The sequence below is a fragment of the Streptomyces sp. NPDC127197 genome, assembly GCF_042672405.1.
Lineage (GTDB): Bacteria > Actinomycetota > Actinomycetes > Streptomycetales > Streptomycetaceae > Streptomyces > Streptomyces flavusporus.
Genome location: NZ_JBHXVG010000003.1, coordinates 404,426 through 424,660, shown reverse-complemented (window position 1 = coordinate 424,660; position 20,235 = coordinate 404,426). Strand labels below are relative to the sequence as shown.

Sequence of the window (20,235 nt, the reverse complement as noted above, 5' to 3'; positions counted from 1 at the left end):
CTAGTCCTCGGGGAGTTCCACCGGCGCGATCTCGTCGTAGCGGTCGCCGGGGCCGGGGTTGGTCGGGTCGGTGGTGCCGCCGAAGTGGTGCATGACGCCCCAGACCGCGTTGAGTGCGGTCTGGACGGCGCCCTCGGCCCAGCCGGCCGTCCAGGAGATGTCGTCGCCGGCGAGGAAGATGCCCCGCTTGTCCTCGGGCAGCCGGTCCTGCATGAAGTGCGTGAACAGGCGCCGCTGGTAGCGGTAGTGGCCGGGCAGGTTGGCCTTGAACGCGCCCATGAAGTAGGGCTCGTTCTCCCAGGAGACCGTCACCGGGTTGCCGATGATGTGCTTGCGGATGTCGACCTTGGGATAGATCTCGCCGAGCGACTTCAGCATGACCTCCATCCGCTCGTTCGCGGACAGCGGCAGCCACTTCAGGCTGTCGTCGCACCAGGTGTACGACAGGCAGATCACGGCGGGCTTGTCGGGACCGTCGTCGAGGAGGTAGGTCCCGCGCGTCATGCGGTCGGTGAGGGTCATCGACATGACGTCCCGGCCGGTCTCCTCGTCCTTGTCCAGCCAGAACGGCCGGTCGACCGGGACGAAGAGCTTCGAGGACTCCATGTAGTGAGTCCGCTCGATCGCGGTCCAGTGGTCGATCGGGAAGAGCGAGTCGTCGCAGGCGATCTTCGACAGCAGCATCCAGGACTGGGCGGTGAAGATCGCCGCCTGGTAGGTGCGGATGTCGCCGTTCGCATCCGTCACGGTGATCCGGTTGCCGGCGGTGCGGTGGAGCCGGGTGACCGCCGGACGGGGCTCACCGCCCTCGTGCAGCGTGGCCAGCGAGGTGCCGTACGGCCAGTGCACGATCTTCTCCGGCTCGCGCTCCCACAGGCGCAGCGGCAGCTGCTGGGAACCGCCGACGATGCCGCGGTGGTGGTCGTCGGCCTCGGTGTAGACGACCCGCAGGATCTCCAGGATGGAGTTGGGGAAGTCGGTGTCCCAGCCGCCGGTGCCGAAGCCGACCTGGCCGAAGATCTCGCGGTGCCGGAAGGACTTGAAGGCCTCGGAGTCGCAGAGGAAGCCGTAGAAGGTCTGGTTGTCCAGCTTCTCGACGAGCTTCGCCCAGATCTCGCGGATGCGCGGGACGTCGCGCTCGCGCATCGCCCGGTTCATGTCGGAGAAGTCGGCGCCCTCCTCCAGACACTTGTTCCAGGCCTGAGCCACGTCCCGGTAGACCTGCGGCAGGTCGTCGATCGTCTCGGCGTAGTGCGACTCGCCCTTGAGGTCGACGACGGTGGACGGGGTCGCCTCGGCCAGCGGGTTGGGGAACGGGCGGGTCTCGAGTCCCACCAGGTCGATGTAGTGCTGGAGGGCCGTGGAGGACGGCGGGAAGCGCATGGCGCCCATCTCGGCGGTCAGCGACGGGTCGCAGCCGTCGAAGCCGACGGTCCGCAACCGTCCGCCGATCCGGTCGGCCTCGTAGACGACCGGCTTGAGGCCCATCTTCATCAGCTCGTACGCGGCCACGATGCCGGACAGGCCGCCGCCGATGACCGCGACCTCGGTGCCGTGCTCGGTCGCGGGTATCTGGCCGAGGCCCGCCGGGTGGGCGAGGAAGTCGTCGTAGGCGTACGGGAAGTCCGGGCCGAACATGGTGATCGGCGGCTGCTGCTCGTCTGCGTGCTCGACGGCGTTGGGCACGGTGGACGTCATGGGGTACGGACTCCTTGCGCGGGAAGTGCTGGGGAAGCTGAGGGGGTTCAGACGAGGGACCCGTAGAGACCGGGGCGGCGGTCCTTCAGGTACGGGTTCGCCTCGCGGGATGCGGCGAGGAAAGCGGGGTCGACATCGGCGAGGACGAGTTCCTCACCGCGCCCGGCGCGGGTGCGGGCGATCCCGTCGGGCCCGGCGAGGGTCGAGAGCCCGACGAACTCGAACTCCCCCTCCTGGCCGACCCGGTTGACGTACGCGACGTACATCTGGTTCTCGAAGGCGCGTACCGGGACGACGCACTCGGCGACGAACTGGAAGGGGTGCATCTGCGCGGTCGGCACCAGCAGCAGGTCGGTGCCGGCGAGGGCGTGGGCCCGGACGTTCTCCGGGAACTCCACGTCGTAGCAGATCATCAGGCCGACCCGCAGACCGTTCAGCTCGGCCTGGACGACCGGCTGGTCGCCCGGGGTGAAGTGGTCGCGCTCGAAGCAGCCGAAGAGGTGGGTCTTGCGGTAGTTGGCGAGGCGGGTGCCGTCGGCGGAGATCAGCTGGGCGGAGTTGTACACCGCATCCGAGGAGCGCTCCGGGTACCCGTATGCGATGGCCAGGCCGTGCCGGGACGCGATGTCGGCGATCGCGTCGGCGGCATCGCCGTCGGCGGGCTCGGCGAGGCGGGCGATGTCGTCGCCGATCGCGTAGCCGGTCAGGAACATCTCCGGCGCGGCCAGCAGCGCGGCGCCCGCGGCGGCGGCGCGCCCCGCGGCCTCGTCGAGGACCTTGAGGTTCTCGACGGTCGAGCCGGGGCGGCCGGAGCTCTGGAGCAGGGCGGTGCGCATGCGTGATCCTCACCGGTACGGGGATGGATGTGGGGGCCACGTAGACGGTACGGGCGGGGGGTTCCACGGGACAAGGAGGAGCCGTTGCGCGCCGGTGAGCCGATCGTTGCGTCCGTTCGGGGCGGGGCGGCGATTCGTTGCGCGGCCCGGTTCGGGCGAGCCGGTCACAGTTCGCGCAGCCGCGCCACGATCTCCCGCAGCAGCTCCGGGTCCGTGGCCGGGCCGCCCGCCGCCGGCCACCGCGGCTCGTCGATGCGCACCAGACCGGCCTCGGCCAGATCGCCGAGCAGCACCCGTACGACGGTCAGGGGCAGGTCGGCGTCGGCGGCGAGCTCGACGACCGGCCGGGGGCCACGGCGCACGAGGTCGAGCAGCGAGGCGCGGGCGTGGTCGAGGCCCGGCCGTCCCTCGTCCGCTTCCACTGCGGTGACCTGCGACATCAGGTCGACGGTGTGACGGCCGGAGGGCCGGGTCCGGCCGCGCGTCACCATGTAGGGGCGCACCATCGACCCGGTCTCGTCCTCGTACCAGTGGTCGTCGGTCACGGCTGGCTCAGGGATCGTCGGTGCCGGCGGCCGACCGTACGGCGGTGTCGGCCTCCTCCGCCTCCAGCGGCGCGAGCACCCCCTCCGGCAGCAGCACCGCCGCCGTCGTGCCGCCGTACGGCGATCCGCTCAGGGTGACCTGGATGCCGTGCCGGACGGCGAGTCTGCCCACGACGTAGAGGCCGAGCCGGTCGTGCCGGGTGGGGTCGAAGTCGTCGGGGCGGGTGAGGGTGCGGTGGGCCTGAGCCAGCTGGTCGGCGGCGAGGCCCAGGCCCCGGTCGTCTATCTCCAGGACGAAACCGCCGCGAGCCGCCCGCCCGGTGCGCATGGTGACCCGGGTGTGCGGCGGCGAGAACATGGTGGCGTTCTCGACGAGCTCGGCGATCAGGTGCACGACGTCCGCGACGGCGTCCGCGGCGACGCCCACCGGCTCCATCGGGGGCACCTCCACGCGCGCGTAGTCCTCGATCTCGCTCACCGCGGAGGACACGACGTCGGCGAGGGGCACCGGGCGCCGCCATCGGCGGCCAGGGGCCGCGCCGGAGAGAATGATCAGGCTTTCCGCGTGGCGTCGCATCCGGGTGGTGAGGTGGTCGATGCGGAACAGCTCCTGAAGAACGTCCGGATCGTGGGTCCGCCGCTCCAGCGTGTCGACGAGCTTCAACTGCCGGTGTACGAGCGCCTGGTTGCGCCGGGCGATGTTCAGCAGCACCGCGGACATGCCCCGGCGCAGCGTGGCCTGCCGGACGGCGGCCTCGACGGCCGCGAGCCGTGCGGCGTTGAAGGACCGGCCGACCTGCCCGATCTCGTCGTCGCCCGCCTCCCCGTCGGCGAGCGGTGGTGCCTCGGTGGCGGCGTCCACGTCCTCTCCGGCGCTCAACCGCTCCATCACGTCAGGCAGTTGGTGTGCAGTCAGCAGATCGGCGGCATCCCTCAGCGTCTCCAGGCGGCGGGAGATGCGCCGGGCGCCGCGCACCGCCAGCCACAGCGACAGGCCCACGGCCGCGAGGCCCACCACACCGACGGCGACCGCCTTGGCCAACTCCCGGTAGGCGAACGCCCGTCCGCGTTCGGCGGAGTTCACGGCCGACTCGGTGCACAGCAGCATGTACCGCTTGACGGCCCGGTCGGTGGTGGTGCGCCAGGAGCCGGCCGCGACGGCCTCGCCCGCGCCGTCCGCTCCGGCCCGCAGCAGGGCGTCCTCGCTCGCGGTCAACTGCCGGTGCAGGTCGCTGCGTCGGAACTCCTCGAACAGCGCCCGTGAGTCGGACGGCAGGTCGGGCACATAGGTCCGCTCGAAGACCCGGCGGTCCTCGATGGTCGCGGTCAGCGTGTCGTACTGCCGGTCGGTGAGGGTGCCCGCGGCACGCGCCCCGGCGACCAGGGCGTCCTCGCGCGAGACGAACTCCCGCACCCGGACCAGCTCGATGACGACCTGCGCCTCCCGCGCCAACTGCCCGGCCTGCAGGGCGGTGAGCGCGGACTGGACGTCGAAGCCGGGCTCCACGAGGGTGCTGTACTCGCTCACCGCACGGTCCCAGGAAATGTCCCGGGACAGCACCCGCTGGCGCAGCGCCTCCAGCTGGTCGGCGGAGTCCACGACGGCGTCGAGCACCTGCCGCTGCCGTGCGGAGAGCCGGTCGCGGTCACCGTCCCGGATCGCGTCGCGCATGGCGCTCACCGCACGGTCGGTGCGGCGCTGCTGCTCCAGGAGATCCACGGCGGTGTCGGTACGGTGCCCGGCGCCCAGGTACGCGGCCGAGAGCCGCCGCTCGATCTGGATCTGCCCGATGGCCGTGTCCACCGGTGTGCCGAAGTCCTCGTAGACCCCCTGGACCCGGATCAGCGCACGCAGTTCGCCGGTGACGGACCACATGGCGAAGCTCCACAGCATCATCAGAGCGATCACCGGCGCGACCGCGAGCGCCACGATCCGGGCACGCACGGTGGTGGGACGGCCGATGGGCCGGCGCATGGTCTCCCCAGGGCGACAGGACGGTCGGACGGCTGGACACACTCGTTACCCACCGGTTCTACTCACCGGTAGCAAGCCGCGGCACAACCTACGGGACGGCGCCGCGGACCGCAATGGTCACCGGCGCCACCCCTGCCTCACGGCTTACGCCTCCCGCGCTCCGTTCCCCCGGCCGCCATCACCAGCGCGGTCACCAGATACGGCACCCCGAACACCGCGAACGCCGTGCTGTGCCCGGTCGACGAGACGACCGCCGCGTAGCCGCCGAACACGGCGACCGTGACCAGTTCGGTCCCCAGGCCCGCAACCGATGTCAGGGTCGCCCGCCCGGTGTCGTCGATCCGCCGCTGGAGGCGGGCGTCGGCCAGCACGTTCGCGAGCTGGAACCCGCCGAAGGCGACGGCGACCAGCACCAGCCCGGCCGGCGTCCGTGCCAGGGCGCCCGCCGCGAGGGCCAGTGCGGAGCCCCCGAGCAGCGCCGCGAACCCGGTCCGGCCCAGGCGTTCGCCCACACCGGCAAGCAGGCTGCCGGTCGTGGCGCCCGCCCAGATCAGCAGGAGCAGGTAGGGAGCGGCCCAGCCGGGGACGCCGGTGTCGCGCACCAGCAGCGGCGTGTACTCGTCGAGCGCGCCCCACACCGAGGCGACGAGGGCGACCAGCAGGAGCGAGGCCATGACGGGCCGGTCGGTCCGGGCCGCGGCGAGCCCGGAACGCAGGGTGCCGGCCCAGCTCGCGCTCCCGGCCGCCGGCGACCGGCGCTCCGGGAACCGGCTCGCCGTGGCCGCCGTCAGCAGGCAGGCCAGCACGCTCGCCGCGCCCACGGCCGGGTAGCCGCCGAGCGCGAACACCGGCCCGGCGAGTCCCATCGCGGCCATCACCGCCACCAGGCCCGCGGCGCGGGCGCGGCCCATCACGCGCGCATAGTCGTCGGCCGCACCGAGCCGGTCGAGCTCCTCGTACACCAGCGCCTCCAGGGCGCCGGATCCGAGCGCTCCGCCGACGCCCCACAGGACGAAGCCGAGCGCGAACGCCCAGTACGACGGCGTGAGCACCCACAGGGTGAAGCCGACGGCGGTCAGCAGCGGGCCGAGCCACAGCAGCAGCCGACGGGAGACGGCGTCGGCCAGGGCGCCGGAGGGGACCTCCAGCACGACGGCGGTGACGGACCACAGCGCGAAGAGGAAGGAGATCTGCCCGACCGTCAGACCGGTGTCGCTGAAGAGCAGCGCGTACAGCGGGTAGAGCAGGACGAACTCGTCAAGGAACGCGTAGCCGTACAGCGTGGCGGTCAACCGCCGGACGCCGGGCTCCCGTTGCTTCCGTTCACGTGAAGATCAATGTCGCCAGGTCATGGCTCCGATGCTACGCGGTGATCCTCCCCCGGCCCAGCGAATTACGTCGGCGACCCCGACGAGAAGCGCCGCAGCAGCGGCGACAGCACGAGCACCGACTTGGTGCGCTCCACGAACGGCTCCCCCGCGATGCGCTCCAGGACCCGTTCGAAGTGCCGCATGTCGGAGGCGAAGACCTGGGCGATCGCGTCCGCGTCCCCCGTGACGGTGGACGCGGCCACGACCTCCTGGTAGCGCTCCAGGCCCCGCTGGATGGTCTCCGGCGAGGTGTTGCTCCGGCAGTAGATCTCGACGAACCCCTCGGTCTCCCAGCCGAGCGCCGACGGGTCCACCCGTACGGTGAAGCCCGTGATGGCACCGGTGGCGCGCAGCCGGTCCACGCGCCGTTTCACGGCGGGCGCGGACAGGCCGACGAGCTGCCCGATGTCGGCGTAGGAGCGGCGGGCGTCCTCGGCGAGGGCGTGCACGATGCGTTCGTCGAGATCGTTCAGCACTGCGGGTGGTTCACTTCACTTCTGCTGCGGCGAGACGGGAACGGCGATAGCCGTACACGAAGTAGAACACGAGACCGGCGGCCATCCAGAACCCGAAGACGACCCAGGTCACGGTGTCGAGGCTGAACATGTTGTACGCGCAGAAGGCGAAGCCCAGGATCGGCAGAACCGGGCCGAACGGCACCTTGAACGTGCGCTCCAGCTCGGGTCGCCGGTAGCGCAGGACGATCACCGCGATGTTGACCAGGGCGAAGGCGAACAGCGTGCCGATGCTGGTGGCGTCGACGAGCTTGCCCAGCGGGATCAGGGCCGCGAGCACACCGCAGAACAGGGACACGATCACCGTGTTGAGGCGGGGCGCGCCGGTCTTCGGGTGAATCTTGCCGAGCGCCTTGGGCACCAGGCCGTCGCGGGACATCGCGAACAGGATGCGGGTCTGGCCGTAGAGCACGGTGAGGACGACGCTCGCGATGGAAATGACCGCACCGAGGGCGAGCAGGGTGCCCCAGAAGGTCTGGCCGCTGACGTCGTTCATGATCGCGGCGAGCGAGGCGTCGGAGCCCTCGAACTTGGTCCAGTTCCACGCGCCGACGGCGACGGCCGCGACGAGCACGTACAGCGCGGTCACGATGATCAGCGACAGCATGATCGCCCGCGGCAGGTCGCGCTTGGGGTTCTTGGCCTCCTCACCGGCGGTGGAGGCGGCGTCGAAGCCGATGTAGGAGAAGAAGAGCGTCGCACCCGCGGCACTCACGCCCGCCATGCCGAGCGGCATGAAGTCGGCGTAGTTGCCGGACTTGAAGCCCATGAAGCCGACGGCGCAGAACAGCACAAGGGCGGCGATCTTCACCGCGACCATGATCGTGTTGGCGCGGGCGGACTCACGGGCACCGCCCAGCAGGAACACCATCGCCAGCAGGACGACGATCAGGGCGGGCAGGTTGATGATGCCGCCCTCACCGGGCGCCGAGGACAGGGCGGACGGGATGGTGACCCCGATGGTGCCGTCGAGCAGTTCGTTGAGGTACTCGCCCCAGCCGACGGCGACGGCGGCCACCGAGACGCCGTACTCCAGCACCAGGCACCAGCCGCAGACCCAGGCGACCAGTTCGCCCATCGTTGCGTACGCATACGAGTACGAGGAACCGGCGACCGGGATGCTGCCCGCCAGCTCGGCGTACGAGAGGGCCGAGAACAGTGCGGTGAGTCCGGCGATCACGAACGCCAGGGTGACCGCGGGGCCGGCCTCGGGGACGGCGTCGCCGAGGACGACGAAGATACCGGTGCCGAGGGTGGCACCGATGCTGATCATGGTGAGCTGCCACAGCCCCAGGGTGCGCCGAAGCGCGCCTCCCTCACCCTGGCCACCCTCCGCGACCAGGTGTTCCACGGGCTTACGACGCATCAGGCGCGCGGCGACGCCCGGGGACGGCGGGGCGGTCTGGCGATTGTTCTGCGGGGGTGCGCCTTGGTCGAGCACGCGCTGGCTCCTTCATCGCTGCCGGTCAGGGAGACGGGGACCGGCGGCACCCCTTCGAGCAGGGACCCACCGAGCGGGGTCCCCGCCACGCCACGTACGAGGCGACAGCCTATGAGCAGCGACGTTGCCGTTGTAATGCAGCAACCTTGCGTATGCCCGCAAGATCATTGCGTTCATCGGGGCGGCGTGAGCGTTCGTTGCGCGGCGGCTGTCGACCGTTGCGCGAACGCCGTTTCAGAGCTCGTCCGGCTCCCCCGCGAGCGCCCGCGCACGCGGCCGCGTCGGCCTCCCAGCACACGGCGATCTCCATCCGCCCGACGGTAGAGCGTGAGGACGCGAACGGCCCCCGATCATCCCGGCGGGCGGGACAACGGGGGCCGTGCGGAAGGGAGTCGGGTCAGTTCCAGCTGGCGTGCAGGGGCTTGCCCTCGGCGTAGCCGGCGGCGCTCTGGATGCCGACGATGGCCTTCTCGGCGAACTCCTCGAGGGAGCCTGCGCCGGCGTAGGTGCAGGAGGAGCGGACGCCCGCGATGATCGAGTCGATCAGGTCCTCGACGCCGGGGCGGGCCGGGTCCAGGTACATGCGGGACGTGGAGATGCCCTCCTCGAACAGCCCCTTGCGGGCCCGGTCGTACGCCGACTCCTCCGACGTGCGGTTGGCCACCGCGCGCGCGGAGGCCATGCCGAACGACTCCTTGTAGAAGCGGCCGTCGGGGTCTTGCTGGAGGTCGCCCGGCGACTCGTACGTGCCCGCGAACCACGAGCCGACCATCACGTTGGACGCACCCGCGGCCAGCGCCATCGCCACGTCACGCGGGTGCCGGACACCACCGTCGGCCCACACGTGCTTGCCGTACTTCTTCGCCTCGGCGGCACACTCCAGCACGGCCGAGAACTGCGGCCGGCCCACGCCGGTCATCATCCGGGTCGTGCACATGGCGCCGGGGCCCACGCCGACCTTGACGATGTCGGCGCCCGCCTCGATCAGATCGCGCACACCCTCCGCGGAGACGACGTTGCCCGCGACGATCGGAACCTGCGGATCGAGGTCACGCACCAGCTTGACGGCGCTGATCATCGACTCCTGGTGGCCGTGCGCGGTGTCGATGACGAGCGTGTCCACTCCCGCGGCGAGCAGCTGCTCGGCCTTGCCGGCGACATCGCCGTTGATGCCGACGGCTGCGGCGATGCGCAGCCTGCCCTTCGCGTCGGTGGCCGGCGTGTACAGCGTGGCGCGCAGGGCGCCCTTGCGGGTGAGGATGCCGACGAGCTTGCCGTCCGCGTCGACGGCGGGGGCGTAGCGCCGGTTGTGGTGGTCGAGGGTGTTGAAGGCCTCGCGCGGGTCCATGCCGGCGTCGAGCAGAAGCAGGTCGTCCTTGGACATGACCACTTCGAGCTGGGTGAAGCGGTCCACGCCGGTCAGGTCCCGGTCGGTGACGACACCGATCGGGCGGTGCTCCTCGTCGACGACGACACCGGCGTTGTGCGCCCGCTTGTGCAGCAGGGAGAGCGCGTCGGCGACGGTCTGGTGCGGCGCCAGCACGATCGGGGTGTCCAGGACCAGGTGGCGGCTCTTCACCCAGGAGACGACCTCGGTGACGACCTCGATCGGGATGTCCTGCGGGATGACCACGAGGCCGCCGCGCCGGGCCACCGTCTCGGCCATGCGACGGCCGGCGATCGCCGTCATGTTGGCGACGACGAGCGGAATCGTGGTGCCCGTGCCGTCCGGGGAGCTGAGGTCCACGCCCTGACGGGAGCCGACCGCGCTGCGGCTCGGCACCATGAACACGTCGTCGTACGTCAGGTCGTACGAGGGCTGGATGTCGTTGAGGAAACGCACGTGCTGCACATCCCAGTCGATCAGAGGTGGCCCCCGGACAGGTCAGCCAGGGGGAAGAGCACGTACTTCATTGTCCCATGACGGCCGGAATGCGATGCCCGGTCACTTCATCCAGGCTGGTCAGAGCCCTCTTCGGAGGATCCTCCAAGGGCGAGTGCCACGGTCAGCGCCGACGCCGTGTCCGCGGCCTGGGCGAACACCTCCTGGGCGGTCTCCCACTCGTCCGGTCGCGCCTTCGCGTACGGCTGCCAGTTCCGTACGACGATCAGCAGTCCCTTCTCGACGGCGTCCTCGGGCCAGACATCGTGGTCGGAGAGGCTGTCGGCCAGCGCGTCCCAGTTGCGGCCGAACCAGTCGGGCAGCTGAAGGGCCCGGGCGCAGCGGTCCATCAGGCCGGCCTTGTCCATGACCCCGTCGAGATCGAGGGTGACCACGAGCTCCGTCATCTCAGTACCGCCCTGAACGAGTCGTAGTGATCGTCGGTGTAGTAGATCTCGCCGCCCCGTCCGGTGACAATGCGCCGGGCGCCGCGATCGCGTGAGCCGGGCGTCCTGACGGTGTATTCGCGGTAGTAGCCACGCTCGTGCGTCGGCAGCAGCCGCTCGAAGTTCCCGAAGACGGCACCGTCCCTGGCGTACGGGAAGGGGCCGCCCTCGTCGATGAGCCGGAGCGTCTCGCGGGCCTCGGCGGGGAGCTCGGCCTCCCGGACGGTGGCCGTGTCCCGGGCCCACGACGGTGGGGCGGAAGTGTCGCCGCATCCCGCGAGCAGGACGGCGAAGAGGCAGGCCAGCACCCGGGGGACGAACCGCAGCACCATGCCGCCGATGCTGCCACGGCCGCCCCCGCACGGCCTTGAAGTCAGGCCCCGTCCGGGTCGGCCCGGTTCAGCGCGGGCCGCGGCGTCGGCCCGGCCGCCATCAGATAGTCGGCCGCGGACGTGTCCGTCACCAGGCTGGTGACCAGCCCCGAGCGCAGCACGGCGTCGATCGCCGCCGCCTTGCGCTGCCCGCCGGCGATCGCGACGACCTCGGGGATACGGCGGAGCTGGTCGGCCTTGACCGTGATGCACCGCTCGCCGAGGTCCCGTCCGACCCGGCGGCCGTCGGAGTCGAAGAGGTGCGCGGACATCTCGGCGGCGACGCCGAGAGACGCGTAGTGCGCGCGCTCCTCGTCGCTGAGCATGTCGTGCACCGTCGAGATACCCGGCTCCCAAGAGCCGATGGAGACGCAGGCGACCGTGACCTTGTCGAAGTACTCGAAGGCCCGGGCGATCCCGGTCTGGTTGCGCAGCGCGGCCGCCGTGGCGGCGTCCGGCAGCAGCATCGGCGCGTAGATGGGATGCGCGTCACCGCCGGACACCTGCGCGGCCCGCCGCACGGCCTCCACCGAGCCGCGCTCGGCGGTCCCGGCGTCGTACACACCCGTCAGCTGCACCACCGTGCAGGGCGGCAGCCGGTCGAGGGCGGCGGCCATGTGGATGGTGGACCGGCCCCAGGCCAGGCCCAGGACGTCCCCCTCGTTGACGAGCTCGCCGAGCAGGTCGGCGGCCACCTCACCCAGGTTCTCGGGATCCGGGGTCTCCTCGGCCTCGGCCGGGGATTCGACCACGACGGCGTGCCTGAGGCCGTAGCGGGCGCGCAGCGCGTCGGAGCGCTCGGCGTCCAGCTCGGCCGGGACGCGGATCTCGATGCGCACGAGATCCCGTTCGAGGGCGGTCTCCAGGACCCGGGCCACCTTGAAGCGGCTGACGCCGAACTCCTCAGCGATCTGGATCTTGGACTTTCCCTCGAGGTAGAAGCGGCGGGCCATGGCCGCCGCCTGCACCAGCTCAGCGGGTCCCATCCGCATGGCTGACCGGCCCGCCGACATACCCGACACGGCGATCTCCTCACTGCTGTTCACACTCTGGATTCGCCGTTCATCCTTGCAGATCCGGCGCGGTTGATCAGCCCTGATCGACGACCGACGGGCGCCGTTCACGTAACCGTGGCTCAGTGGTCGCACGCCCATGTTGCCTGCTTCGTCACGGCCTCCGCCTTGGCCCGCAGGCCACGCACCGCGGCGGCCGGGTCGGCAGCGCCGTACACCGCCGAACCCGCAACGAAGACGTCGGCGCCCGCCTCCGCACACCGCTCGATGGTTGCGTCCGAGACCCCGCCGTCGACCTGGAGCCACAGTTCGAGGCCGTGCTTGCCGATCAGCTCACGGGTGCGGCGGATCTTCGGAAGCATGATGTCGAGGAACGCCTGCCCACCGAAGCCCGGTTCGACCGTCATGATCAGCAGCATGTCGAGCTCGGGAAGCAGATCCTCGTACGGCTCGATGGGCGTCGCGGGCTTGAGCGCCATGGACGCGCGGGCGCCCTTGGCCCTGATCTCCCGGGCGAGACGCACCGGAGCGGCGGCCGCCTCCACATGGAAGGTGACCGAAGAGGCACCCGCTTCCACGTACTGGGGCGCCCACCGGTCGGGGGCCTCGATCATCAGATGGCAGTCCAGCGGAGTGTCCGTCGCCCGGGCCAGGGACTCCACGACCGGCACGCCGAGCGTGAGGTTCGGTACAAAGTGGTTGTCCATGACGTCGACGTGGAGCCAGTCGGCCCCCTCGACCGCCTTCGCCTCGTCGGCGAGGCGCGCGAAGTCGGCGGACAGGATGCTGGGGTTGATCTGCACGGCCATGCCCCAAGCCTGCCATGCCCTCCGGGGGGTGGCGGCATCCGGTCCGTCGTGGGAACGGTTACACGGAAACCGCGGGCCGTCCTGTGGCTGGTCGCGCCCGCGCGGCGGAGCCGCACATGTCACGGCCCCGCGCCCCTTTCGGGGCGCTGCTGCCCCGGCGCTGCGAAGCCGGGGGCGAGCTTCAGCCGGTCCTCCGGATCAGCGCCAGGTACATCGCGTCCGTCCCGTGCAGATGGGGCCACAGCTGTACGTCGGGGCCGTCGCCGAGGTTCGGTACGTCCGGCAGCAGTGGACGGGCGTCGACGAGTTCCGTCTCGGGGAACTGCTTGAGTACGTCGGCGACCACGGCACGGGTCTCGGCGAGATGCGGCGAGCAGGTCGCGTAGCCGACGACGCCGCCGACGCGCACGGACTCCAGGGCGGTGCGCAGCAGCCCGCGCTGGAGCGGCGCGAAGCCGTCGAGGTCCTCGGGCCGGCGCCGCCAGCGTGCCTCGGGCCGCCGCCGCAGGGCGCCCAGCCCGGTGCACGGCACATCCATCAGCACGCGATCGAAGGTGCCCGGCAGCCACGGCGGCCGGGTCCCGTCGGCGGCGATCACCTGGTAGGGCCCGGGATTGCCGTGCAGGGCCCTGGCTACCAGTCCGGCCCGATGGGGCTGCTTCTCGGCGGCCAGCAGCGAGGCACCCCGCTCGGCGGCGAGGGCGGCGAGCAGCGCGGCCTTGCCACCGGGTCCGGCACACCCGTCCAGCCACCGCTCGTCGGGCCCGTCGACCGGCGCGTTGGCCAGGGCCAGCGCGACGAGCTGGCTGCCCTCGTCCTGCACGCCCGCACGACCGTCCCGTACGGCGTCGATCGCACCGGGTTCGCCGCCCTCGGTGAGCCGTACGGCGTACGGCGACCAGCGCCCCGGCACGGCGGCGTCCTCACGCAGCAGCTCGTCGGTCGTGGCCCGCCCCGGCCGGGCGACCAGCGTCACCTCCGGCCGCTCGTTGTCGGCCGCCAGCAGCTCCTCGATGCCGGTCCGCCCGCCGCCCAGCGCGTCCCACAGCGCGGAGACGACCCAGCGCGGGTGCGAGTGCACGACGGCGAGATGGTCCTCGGGATCCTCGTCGTAGGGCGGCGCAATCCGCTCCAGCCATCCGTCGAGGTCATGCTGGGCGACCTTGCGCAGCACCGCGTTGACGAACTTGGCGCGCCCGTCGCCGAGCACGACCCGGGCGAGCTCGACGGTGGCGGAGACGGCCGCATGGGACGGGATGCGCGTCCCCAGCAGCTGGTGCACACCGAGGCTCAGCACGTCGAGGACGGGCGGATCGACGTCCCTCAACGGCCGGTCGACGCACTCCGCGATGACGGCGTCGTACGTCCCCTGCCGGCGCAGCGTCCCGTACACCAGCTCGGTGGCGAGGGCGGCGTCCCGCCCGTCGAAGTCCCCGCTCTCCCGCGCCTTGCGCAGCAGCGGCGGCAACACCAGGTTGGCGTACGCGTCCCGCTCGTCGACCGCCCTGAGCGCCTCGAAGGCGAGGATGCGCACGGGGTCCTTCTTGGGCCGACGGTAGGGCTTGCCGGGTTTGCGGGGCCGACGGGAGGTGTCGCTCACGAAAAGGTGCTCCGGATTTCTGTATACGGTGTGCACCCAGCGTACGTCGAAGGGCTCCCGCCGGGCCGTCAGGCCCCGAGCGTCTCCCTCTCCGCGATACGCACCCCGCGCGCCCAGTCCGCCGCCCGCATCGGCTTCTTGCCCTGAGCCTGCACCCACAGCAGCTCGACGGCGTACGAGCCGGTGCCGACATGGACGCTGTTCTTGCCGACCGCCGGCTGACCGGGGGCGAGATCCGTCCGGTCGGGCACGGGCGCGACCTGGACGAGCTTGAGCCGCTCGCCCCGGAAGGTGGTCCAGGCGCCCGGCGCGGGGGTGCAGCCCCGCACCACCCGGTCGATCCGCAGGGCGGGCGCGGACCAGTCGACCCGGGCGTCCTCGACGGTGATCTTCGGTGCGATGGTGACGCCGTCGGCGGGCTGCGGTACGGCCTTCAGCGTGCCGTCCTCGATGCCGTCCATGGTGGCGGCGAGCAGCCCGGCGCCGGCGAAGGCGAGCCGGGTCAGCAGGTCGCCGCTGGTGTCGGTGGGCCGGATCGTTTCGGTCACGGTCCCGTAGACGGGCCCGGAGTCGAGCCCTTCCTCGATGAGGAACGTGGACGCCCCCGTGATCTCGTCGCCCGCCATGATGGCGTGCTGCACGGGCGCGGCCCCCCGCCAGGCGGGCAGCAGCGAGAAGTGCAGGTTGACCCAGCCGTGGGCGGGGATGTCGAGGGCGACACGGGGCAGCAGCGCCCCGTAGGCGACGACGGGACAGCAGTCCGGCCCGATCTCCCGCAGGCGGTCCAGGAACTCCGGGTCCCGCGGCTTCACCGGCTTCAGCACCTCGATCCCGGCCTCCTCGGCCCGCTCGGCGACGGGGCTCGCGACCAGCCTGCGCCCCCGCCCGGCCGGCGCATCCGGCCGCGTGACAACGGCGGCCACCTCATGCCGCCCGGAGGCAAGCAGGGCGTCCAGAGCGGGAACAGCGACCTCGGGGGTACCGGCGAAGACAAGCTTCATGGGCGGACACGGGCCTCTCGGCTGGGGTTTGGCAACGGGCAACACACAAGTCTATGAGCCACTACGCCCCCGGAAAGCCCCCAACGATCCGGGAAAGCCGCCACCGTCGATCAACCCCCACAGGCGAGGCCCACCTCTTACCCGACTGGAAACGGGTGGTGCGCGGGTGGGAGAAAAACGAATCCCGGCCGCAGGCCGAACCGGCCGCGCACACCCGGCACGGACAGGCGCACGCATATGCCCATACGCCCCCACTGCGTGACCCGCGGAGCGAATCCGCGTTGGTCAAGAAAGAGTTGACCACAACGGGCCGCGCGACCATCGCGGCCCGATCCTTTCTCCTCAACGCCGGTTCGAGAGGCTTGTTCATGGCCGACCACGCAACCCACGACGCCCAGGCTCGGGCCAGCCTGCACTTGCTGGTGCGGGACATCGAGCGGGTCCGCCGGCAGGTGGACGCACTGCGCACGCTCACCGCCCAGCTGGGCAACGTCTACCGCCCGCGCCGCTCCGGCCCCTCCACGGGCTTCGTCGTCTACGGACGCGCCCCCGCCCCGACAGTCCGGCTCGCCCAGGAACTGCGGGACAGTGTCGAGACCCTGGTGACGGCCGCGGTCGACTTCGACCGCTCACTGGGCTTCTCGTGGGACGCGGTGGGCTCCGCACTCGGTGTCACCAAGCAAGCGGTCCACCGTCGTTACGGCTCTCGCCGCGCCACTGCACAGGCGGCCGCCGAGGCCGAGCGGAGCACGGAGCCGTCGGGCACCCGCACGGTCAATGTCAACACCGGAATCCCCACCGTGCCGACGGTCCCCGCGGCCCGCTCCATGCCGACCCAGCCGACCGCGGGCAGCAAGGCGCTGCGCGACGAGGCCAGGCAGCCGACGGCCCTCCCTGGCCCGCGCAACGGCTGACGCCCACTGCCGCACCACCGGCTGCCTCACCCGCCCTCCCGGCCGTGTCCGGGAGGGCAGCCGTATGCCCGACGTCACCGCAGCAGCCGTACCCGCGCTCGCCGAGGCAGGCACGGACCGCCGCCCGCACCGCACACGAGCGCGCCTCACCCGATGTCGGGCGGATCGATCCGCACTCGCACCGCCTGCGCGGCACCCCGAGCCATCCGCGCCGCCTGAGCCGCTTTCAGGGCGGCCGCCAGCGCGGCGCCCTTCCCCGGCGGCACCCGGATCAACGCCCGCTCCCACTGTTCTCCGGCAGGCGGCGTCCCCGGCCGCCGCGACCGCCCCGTCGCCACGGTCGGGGTCACCGGCAGCGGTACGGGCCCCAACATCTCTGCCTCCGGCGGCAGTTCGACGGCCCCCAGGAACTCCACGACCGCCTCCGCCGGCCCGGACACCGCCGCCATCCGCGACACCGGCGGAAACCCCAGCTCGGCCCGCTCGGCGAGCTCCCGCACCGCATGCCCGACCGGGTCCCACCGCACCAGGGCCTGCACCGGCCGAAGCGTCGGCTCCGCCACGACGACCACGGTCCCCCCGGCACCGTGCGGCCGTACGAGCGCGGCGGCTGCGATCCACCGCCGCAACGCGTCCTCACCGGCGCGCAGATCGGGCCGCCCGAGCATGGCCCAGCCGTCGAGCAGCAGCGCGGCGGCGTATCCGCCCTCGGCGACCGGCTCGGCGCCGGGCGTACTCACCACCAGTGCGGGCGCCCCCGGCACCGTGTCCAGCACCTGCTCGCGCCCGGAGGTCCGCACCGGCACGGCCGGAAACGCCCGCCCCAGCTCCTCGGCGGTACGCCGCGCCCCCACGACCTGGGCCCGCAACCGGAACGACCCGCATTCCGGGCAGTGCCAGGAGCCTTCCGCACGCCCGCACCACCCGCACCGCAGCGCCCCGGCATCCCGCGCCTCCAACGGCCCGGCGCAGTGCCGGCACCGCGCGGGCGCCCGGCACTGCGCGCACGCCATCCGCGGCACGTATCCCCGCCGGGGCACCTGCACGAGCACCGGCCCGGCCCGCAGCCCGTCCCGGACCACCTGCCAGGCGAGGGTCGGCAACCGGGCGGCCCGGGCGGCCTCGTCCCGTGCCAGGTCCTGGTCCCCCACGGTCCGTACGAGCGGAGCGGCCTCCCGCACCTGCTCCCGCAGCGCGACGAGCGGCCGCGCCCACCCGCTCTCCACGAGCTGTGCGGCCTCCACCGTGCAGCTCCAACTCCCCAGCAGGAACGCGCACTTGTCCTGTGCAGCGCGGAGCAGCAGCACTTCCCTGGCATGCGGCTGCGGTGCGTGCTGTTCGCTGTGGCTGTCGTCGCCGTCGTCCCAGAGGGCGACCAGCCCGAGATCCCGGACCGGCGCGAACATCGCGGCCCGCGTCCCGACCACGGCCCGTACGGATCCCCGCCGCACGGCGAGCCATTCCCGGTACCGCTTCTCCGGGCCGGCGTCGGCGGTCAGCAGCGCATGCCGTCCCTCGCCCAGCAGGGCGGTCAGCGCGGCGTCGACCCGCGCGGCGGCGCGCCCGTCCGGTACGACGACCAGCGCACCGCGCCCCGAGGCCAGCGTCGCGGCGACCGCGCGGGCCAGTTCATCGCTCCACTCGGGGCCGGGCAGGGCGTTCCACACGGCACGCGGCGCGCCCCCGGAAGCCAGCGCCTCCAGGAAGGCCGCCCCGCGCTCATAGCGCGCCCAGGACCCCGCCTCGGGCACCCCGGGCGGCGGCAGCGGCTCCGGCGACGGCCGCTGCTCGGCCCGCGCGCTGCGGGGCGGCACGGCGAGCTGCAGGACGTCGGCGAGGCTCCCCGCATAGCGGTCGGCCACGGCCCGAGCCAGGCCCAGCAGTTCCTCGCTCAGCACCGGCTCCGGCGAGACGACCTGGGCGAGCGCGGCGAGCGGCCCGGCGTAGTCGGACTCGGCCCTCCGCTCGACGAGGAACCCGTCGATGAGCCCGCCGCCCTCACGACGCCCTTCCCGCACCCGATGCCGCCCGGCCCCGAACCGCACCCGCACCCGCACCCCGGGCTGCGCCTCGGCATCCAGCTCCTCGGGCACGGCGTAGTCGAAGTACCGGTCGAGGTGGAGCACGCCCTTGTCCACGAGCACGCGTGCCACGGGCAGCTCCTTGGCCAGCGCGGCCCCCCGCCACGTCCGCGGCTTGGCCCGGGGCGCCTTGGCCTTCCGCACGCTCTCCCGAATGAACGCGAGCTGCTCCGGCGGCGCGCCTTCGGCCCCGCCGCCGTCCCCCTGCCCGTACTCGCTGCTCACGCTTGCATTCTTACCAAACGCCACTGACACCGCTTTCGCGCATGCCGCACACGCCGAGGCCCGGCCCCCAAGGGGAACCGGGCCTCGTAAAGCCGACGCGGGACTCGCAGAGCGAGGCGGGACCTACAGCCCCGCAGCCGCCCGCAGCGCCTCCATGCGGTCCGTGCGCTCCCATGTGAAGTCGGGGAGCTCACGACCGAAGTGGCCGTACGCCGCGGTCTGGGCGTAGATCGGGCGGAGCAGGTCGAGGTCGCGGATGATCGCGGCCGGGCGGAGGTCGAAGACCTCGTCGATCGCCTTCTCGATCTTCTCGTGGTCGATCTTGGCGGTGCCGAAGGTCTCGACGAACAGACCGACCGGCTCGGCCTTGCCGATCGCGTAGGCCACCTGGACCTCGCAGCGGGAGGCGAGGCCCGCGGCGACCACGTTCTTGGCGACCCAGCGCATCGCGTACGCCGCCGAGCGGTCCACCTTGGACGGGTCCTTGCCGGAGAAGGCACCGCCGCCGTGGCGGGCCATGCCGCCGTAGGTGTCGATGATGATCTTGCGGCCGGTCAGGCCGGCGTCGCCCATCGGGCCGCCGATCTCGAAACGGCCGGTCGGGTTCACCAGCAGGCGGTAGCCCTCGGTGTCGAGCTTGATGCCGTCGTCCAGGAGCGCCTTCAGCTCCGGCTCGACGACGAACTCGCGGATGTCGGGCGCCAGGAGGGACTCCAGGTCGATGTCGCTGGCGTGCTGCGAGGAGACGACCACCGTGTCCAGGCGGACGGCCTTGTCGCCGTCGTACTCGATGGTGACCTGCGTCTTGCCGTCCGGGCGCAGGTAGGGGATCGTGCCGTTCTTGCGCACGTCGGACAGGCGCTTCGACAGACGGTGCGCCAGGAAGATCGGCAGCGGCATCAGCGTGGGTGTCTCGTCGGAGGCGTAACCGAACATCAGGCCCTGGTCACCGGCGCCCTGCTTGTCGAGCTCGTCGTCGTCGCCCTCGACCCGGGACTCGTACGCCGTGTCCACACCCTGCGCGATGTCCGGGGACTGCGCGCCGATCGACACCGAGACACCACAGGAAGCGCCGTCGAAGCCCTTCTTCGAGGAGTCGTAGCCGATCTCGAGGATCTTGTCCCGGACCAGCTGCGGGATCGGCGCGTAGGCCTTGGTGGTGACCTCGCCGGCCACGTGCACCAGACCGGTCGTGATCAGGGTCTCGACCGCGACCCGGGATGACGGGTCCTCGCGCAGAAGCGCGTCGAGAATGGTGTCGCTGATCTGGTCAGCGATCTTGTCGGGGTGACCCTCGGTCACGGACTCCGAGGTGAACAGGCGACGGGACACAACGCTCCCTGGGGTTGCAGCGGCTGCTGGCTGATCATTGGCGGACGGGACGGGGGCTGCGCCCGGCGTCGTCCGAGAACAGTTTATCGGTCGCGCTCCGCCGCATGGCCACCGTCTCGCTTCTCGGGAGTGCTGTGACCTGCGGCACGGGCATTCTGCCCAAAGTCCGGCTGCGTTGGCC

At 71.9% G+C, this 20,235-nt stretch carries 17 protein-coding genes; 1 reads left to right on the top strand and 16 read right to left on the bottom strand.

Annotation, left to right across the window (positions count from 1 at the left end; genetic code table 11):
• The 14 genes from ACFVJQ_RS07085 to fmt all read right to left on the bottom strand — a co-directional run bounded on the left by ACFVJQ_RS07085 (nucleotide 1) and on the right by fmt (nucleotide 15,502).
• Nucleotides 1-1,698, bottom strand: a complete 1,698-nt coding sequence (locus ACFVJQ_RS07085) for a flavin monoamine oxidase family protein (protein ID WP_385511355.1) — start codon at nucleotides 1,696-1,698, stop codon at nucleotides 1-3.
• Nucleotides 1,699-1,745: 47 nt separating this feature from the next.
• Nucleotides 1,746-2,534: a carbon-nitrogen hydrolase family protein gene (locus tag ACFVJQ_RS07080; protein ID WP_385511356.1), complete on the bottom strand. Its 789-nt coding sequence runs from the start codon at nucleotides 2,532-2,534 to the stop codon at nucleotides 1,746-1,748.
• A gap of 164 nt (nucleotides 2,535-2,698) precedes the next feature.
• Nucleotides 2,699-3,079 carry a DUF742 domain-containing protein gene (locus ACFVJQ_RS07075; protein WP_224733846.1) on the bottom strand — a complete coding sequence of 127 codons (381 nt, stop codon included), beginning with the start codon at nucleotides 3,077-3,079 and terminating at the stop codon, nucleotides 2,699-2,701.
• A gap of 7 nt (nucleotides 3,080-3,086) precedes the next feature.
• On the bottom strand, nucleotides 3,087-5,054 hold the full coding sequence (locus tag ACFVJQ_RS07070; RefSeq protein WP_385511358.1) for a nitrate- and nitrite sensing domain-containing protein: 1,968 nt from the start codon (nucleotides 5,052-5,054) through the stop codon (nucleotides 3,087-3,089).
• Nucleotides 5,055-5,191: 137 nt separating this feature from the next.
• On the bottom strand, nucleotides 5,192-6,346 hold the full coding sequence (locus ACFVJQ_RS07065; RefSeq protein WP_385781539.1) for an MFS transporter: 1,155 nt from the start codon (nucleotides 6,344-6,346) through the stop codon (nucleotides 5,192-5,194).
• Nucleotides 6,347-6,447: 101 nt separating this feature from the next.
• A complete protein-coding gene (locus ACFVJQ_RS07060) occupies nucleotides 6,448-6,900 on the bottom strand; it encodes an Lrp/AsnC family transcriptional regulator (RefSeq protein ID WP_224733849.1) in 453 nt (150 codons plus the stop codon).
• 10 nt (nucleotides 6,901-6,910) lie between these two features.
• A complete protein-coding gene (locus tag ACFVJQ_RS07055; RefSeq protein ID WP_385511362.1) occupies nucleotides 6,911-8,380 on the bottom strand; it encodes an amino acid permease in 1,470 nt (489 codons plus the stop codon).
• Between the two features lie 397 nt (nucleotides 8,381-8,777).
• Entirely contained in the window at nucleotides 8,778-10,223 is a 1,446-nt protein-coding gene (locus tag ACFVJQ_RS07050) for a GuaB1 family IMP dehydrogenase-related protein (RefSeq protein ID WP_385511506.1), read from the bottom strand.
• Between the two features lie 107 nt (nucleotides 10,224-10,330).
• Complete coding sequence (locus ACFVJQ_RS07045) at nucleotides 10,331-10,669, bottom strand: barstar family protein (protein WP_385511363.1); 339 nt, start codon at nucleotides 10,667-10,669, stop codon at nucleotides 10,331-10,333.
• Nucleotides 10,666-11,040, bottom strand: coding sequence for a ribonuclease domain-containing protein (locus ACFVJQ_RS07040; protein WP_385511365.1), 375 nt, complete (start codon nucleotides 11,038-11,040; stop codon nucleotides 10,666-10,668). The genes ACFVJQ_RS07045 and ACFVJQ_RS07040 overlap by 4 nt, the downstream gene beginning before the upstream one ends.
• 41 nt (nucleotides 11,041-11,081) lie before the next feature.
• A complete protein-coding gene (locus ACFVJQ_RS07035) occupies nucleotides 11,082-12,125 on the bottom strand; it encodes a sugar-binding transcriptional regulator (protein ID WP_129796798.1) in 1,044 nt (347 codons plus the stop codon).
• Nucleotides 12,126-12,214: 89 nt separating this feature from the next.
• Nucleotides 12,215-12,901, bottom strand: coding sequence for a ribulose-phosphate 3-epimerase (gene rpe / locus ACFVJQ_RS07030; protein ID WP_129796799.1), 687 nt, complete (start codon nucleotides 12,899-12,901; stop codon nucleotides 12,215-12,217).
• Between the two features lie 181 nt (nucleotides 12,902-13,082).
• Entirely contained in the window at nucleotides 13,083-14,501 is a 1,419-nt protein-coding gene (locus tag ACFVJQ_RS07025; protein WP_385781533.1) for an RsmB/NOP family class I SAM-dependent RNA methyltransferase, read from the bottom strand.
• Between the two features lie 68 nt (nucleotides 14,502-14,569).
• Nucleotides 14,570-15,502 (bottom strand): methionyl-tRNA formyltransferase, encoded by a 933-nt coding sequence (gene fmt / locus ACFVJQ_RS07020; protein ID WP_385511368.1) that lies wholly within the window; start codon nucleotides 15,500-15,502, stop codon nucleotides 14,570-14,572.
• 368 nt (nucleotides 15,503-15,870) lie between these two features.
• On the opposite strand from fmt, the gene ACFVJQ_RS07015 reads away from it, so the two are divergent.
• On the top strand, nucleotides 15,871-16,416 hold the full coding sequence (locus tag ACFVJQ_RS07015; RefSeq protein WP_224733855.1) for a hypothetical protein: 546 nt from the start codon (nucleotides 15,871-15,873) through the stop codon (nucleotides 16,414-16,416).
• A 146-nt stretch (nucleotides 16,417-16,562) separates the two neighbouring features.
• Here ACFVJQ_RS07015 and ACFVJQ_RS07010 read toward each other — a convergent pair whose 3' ends face one another.
• Both ACFVJQ_RS07010 and metK read right to left on the bottom strand, forming a co-directional pair.
• A complete protein-coding gene (locus tag ACFVJQ_RS07010) occupies nucleotides 16,563-18,722 on the bottom strand; it encodes a primosomal protein N' (RefSeq protein ID WP_385781530.1) in 2,160 nt (719 codons plus the stop codon).
• A gap of 123 nt (nucleotides 18,723-18,845) precedes the next feature.
• Nucleotides 18,846-20,054, bottom strand: a complete 1,209-nt coding sequence (gene metK, locus ACFVJQ_RS07005) for a methionine adenosyltransferase (protein ID WP_385781527.1) — start codon at nucleotides 20,052-20,054, stop codon at nucleotides 18,846-18,848.
• Between the last annotated feature and the right edge of the window lie 181 nt (nucleotides 20,055-20,235).

Bases quoted from the DNA above. Each gene is read 5' to 3' on its own strand.
- ACFVJQ_RS07040 (WP_385511365.1), bottom strand. From the start codon at position 11,040: ATGGTGCTGCGGTTCGTCCCCCGGGTGCTGGCCTGCCTCTTCGCCGTC.
- ACFVJQ_RS07045 (WP_385511363.1), bottom strand. From the start codon at position 10,669: ATGACGGAGCTCGTGGTCACCCTCGATCTCGACGGGGTCATGGACAAG.
- ACFVJQ_RS07070 (WP_385511358.1), bottom strand. From the start codon at position 5,054: ATGCGCCGGCCCATCGGCCGTCCCACCACCGTGCGTGCCCGGATCGTG.
- fmt (WP_385511368.1), bottom strand. From the start codon at position 15,502: ATGAAGCTTGTCTTCGCCGGTACCCCCGAGGTCGCTGTTCCCGCTCTG.
- ACFVJQ_RS07015 (WP_224733855.1), top strand. From the start codon at position 15,871: ATGGCCGACCACGCAACCCACGACGCCCAGGCTCGGGCCAGCCTGCAC.
- ACFVJQ_RS07085 (WP_385511355.1), bottom strand. From the start codon at position 1,698: ATGACGTCCACCGTGCCCAACGCCGTCGAGCACGCAGACGAGCAGCAG.
- ACFVJQ_RS07080 (WP_385511356.1), bottom strand. From the start codon at position 2,534: ATGCGCACCGCCCTGCTCCAGAGCTCCGGCCGCCCCGGCTCGACCGTC.
- rpe (WP_129796799.1), bottom strand. From the start codon at position 12,901: ATGGCCGTGCAGATCAACCCCAGCATCCTGTCCGCCGACTTCGCGCGC.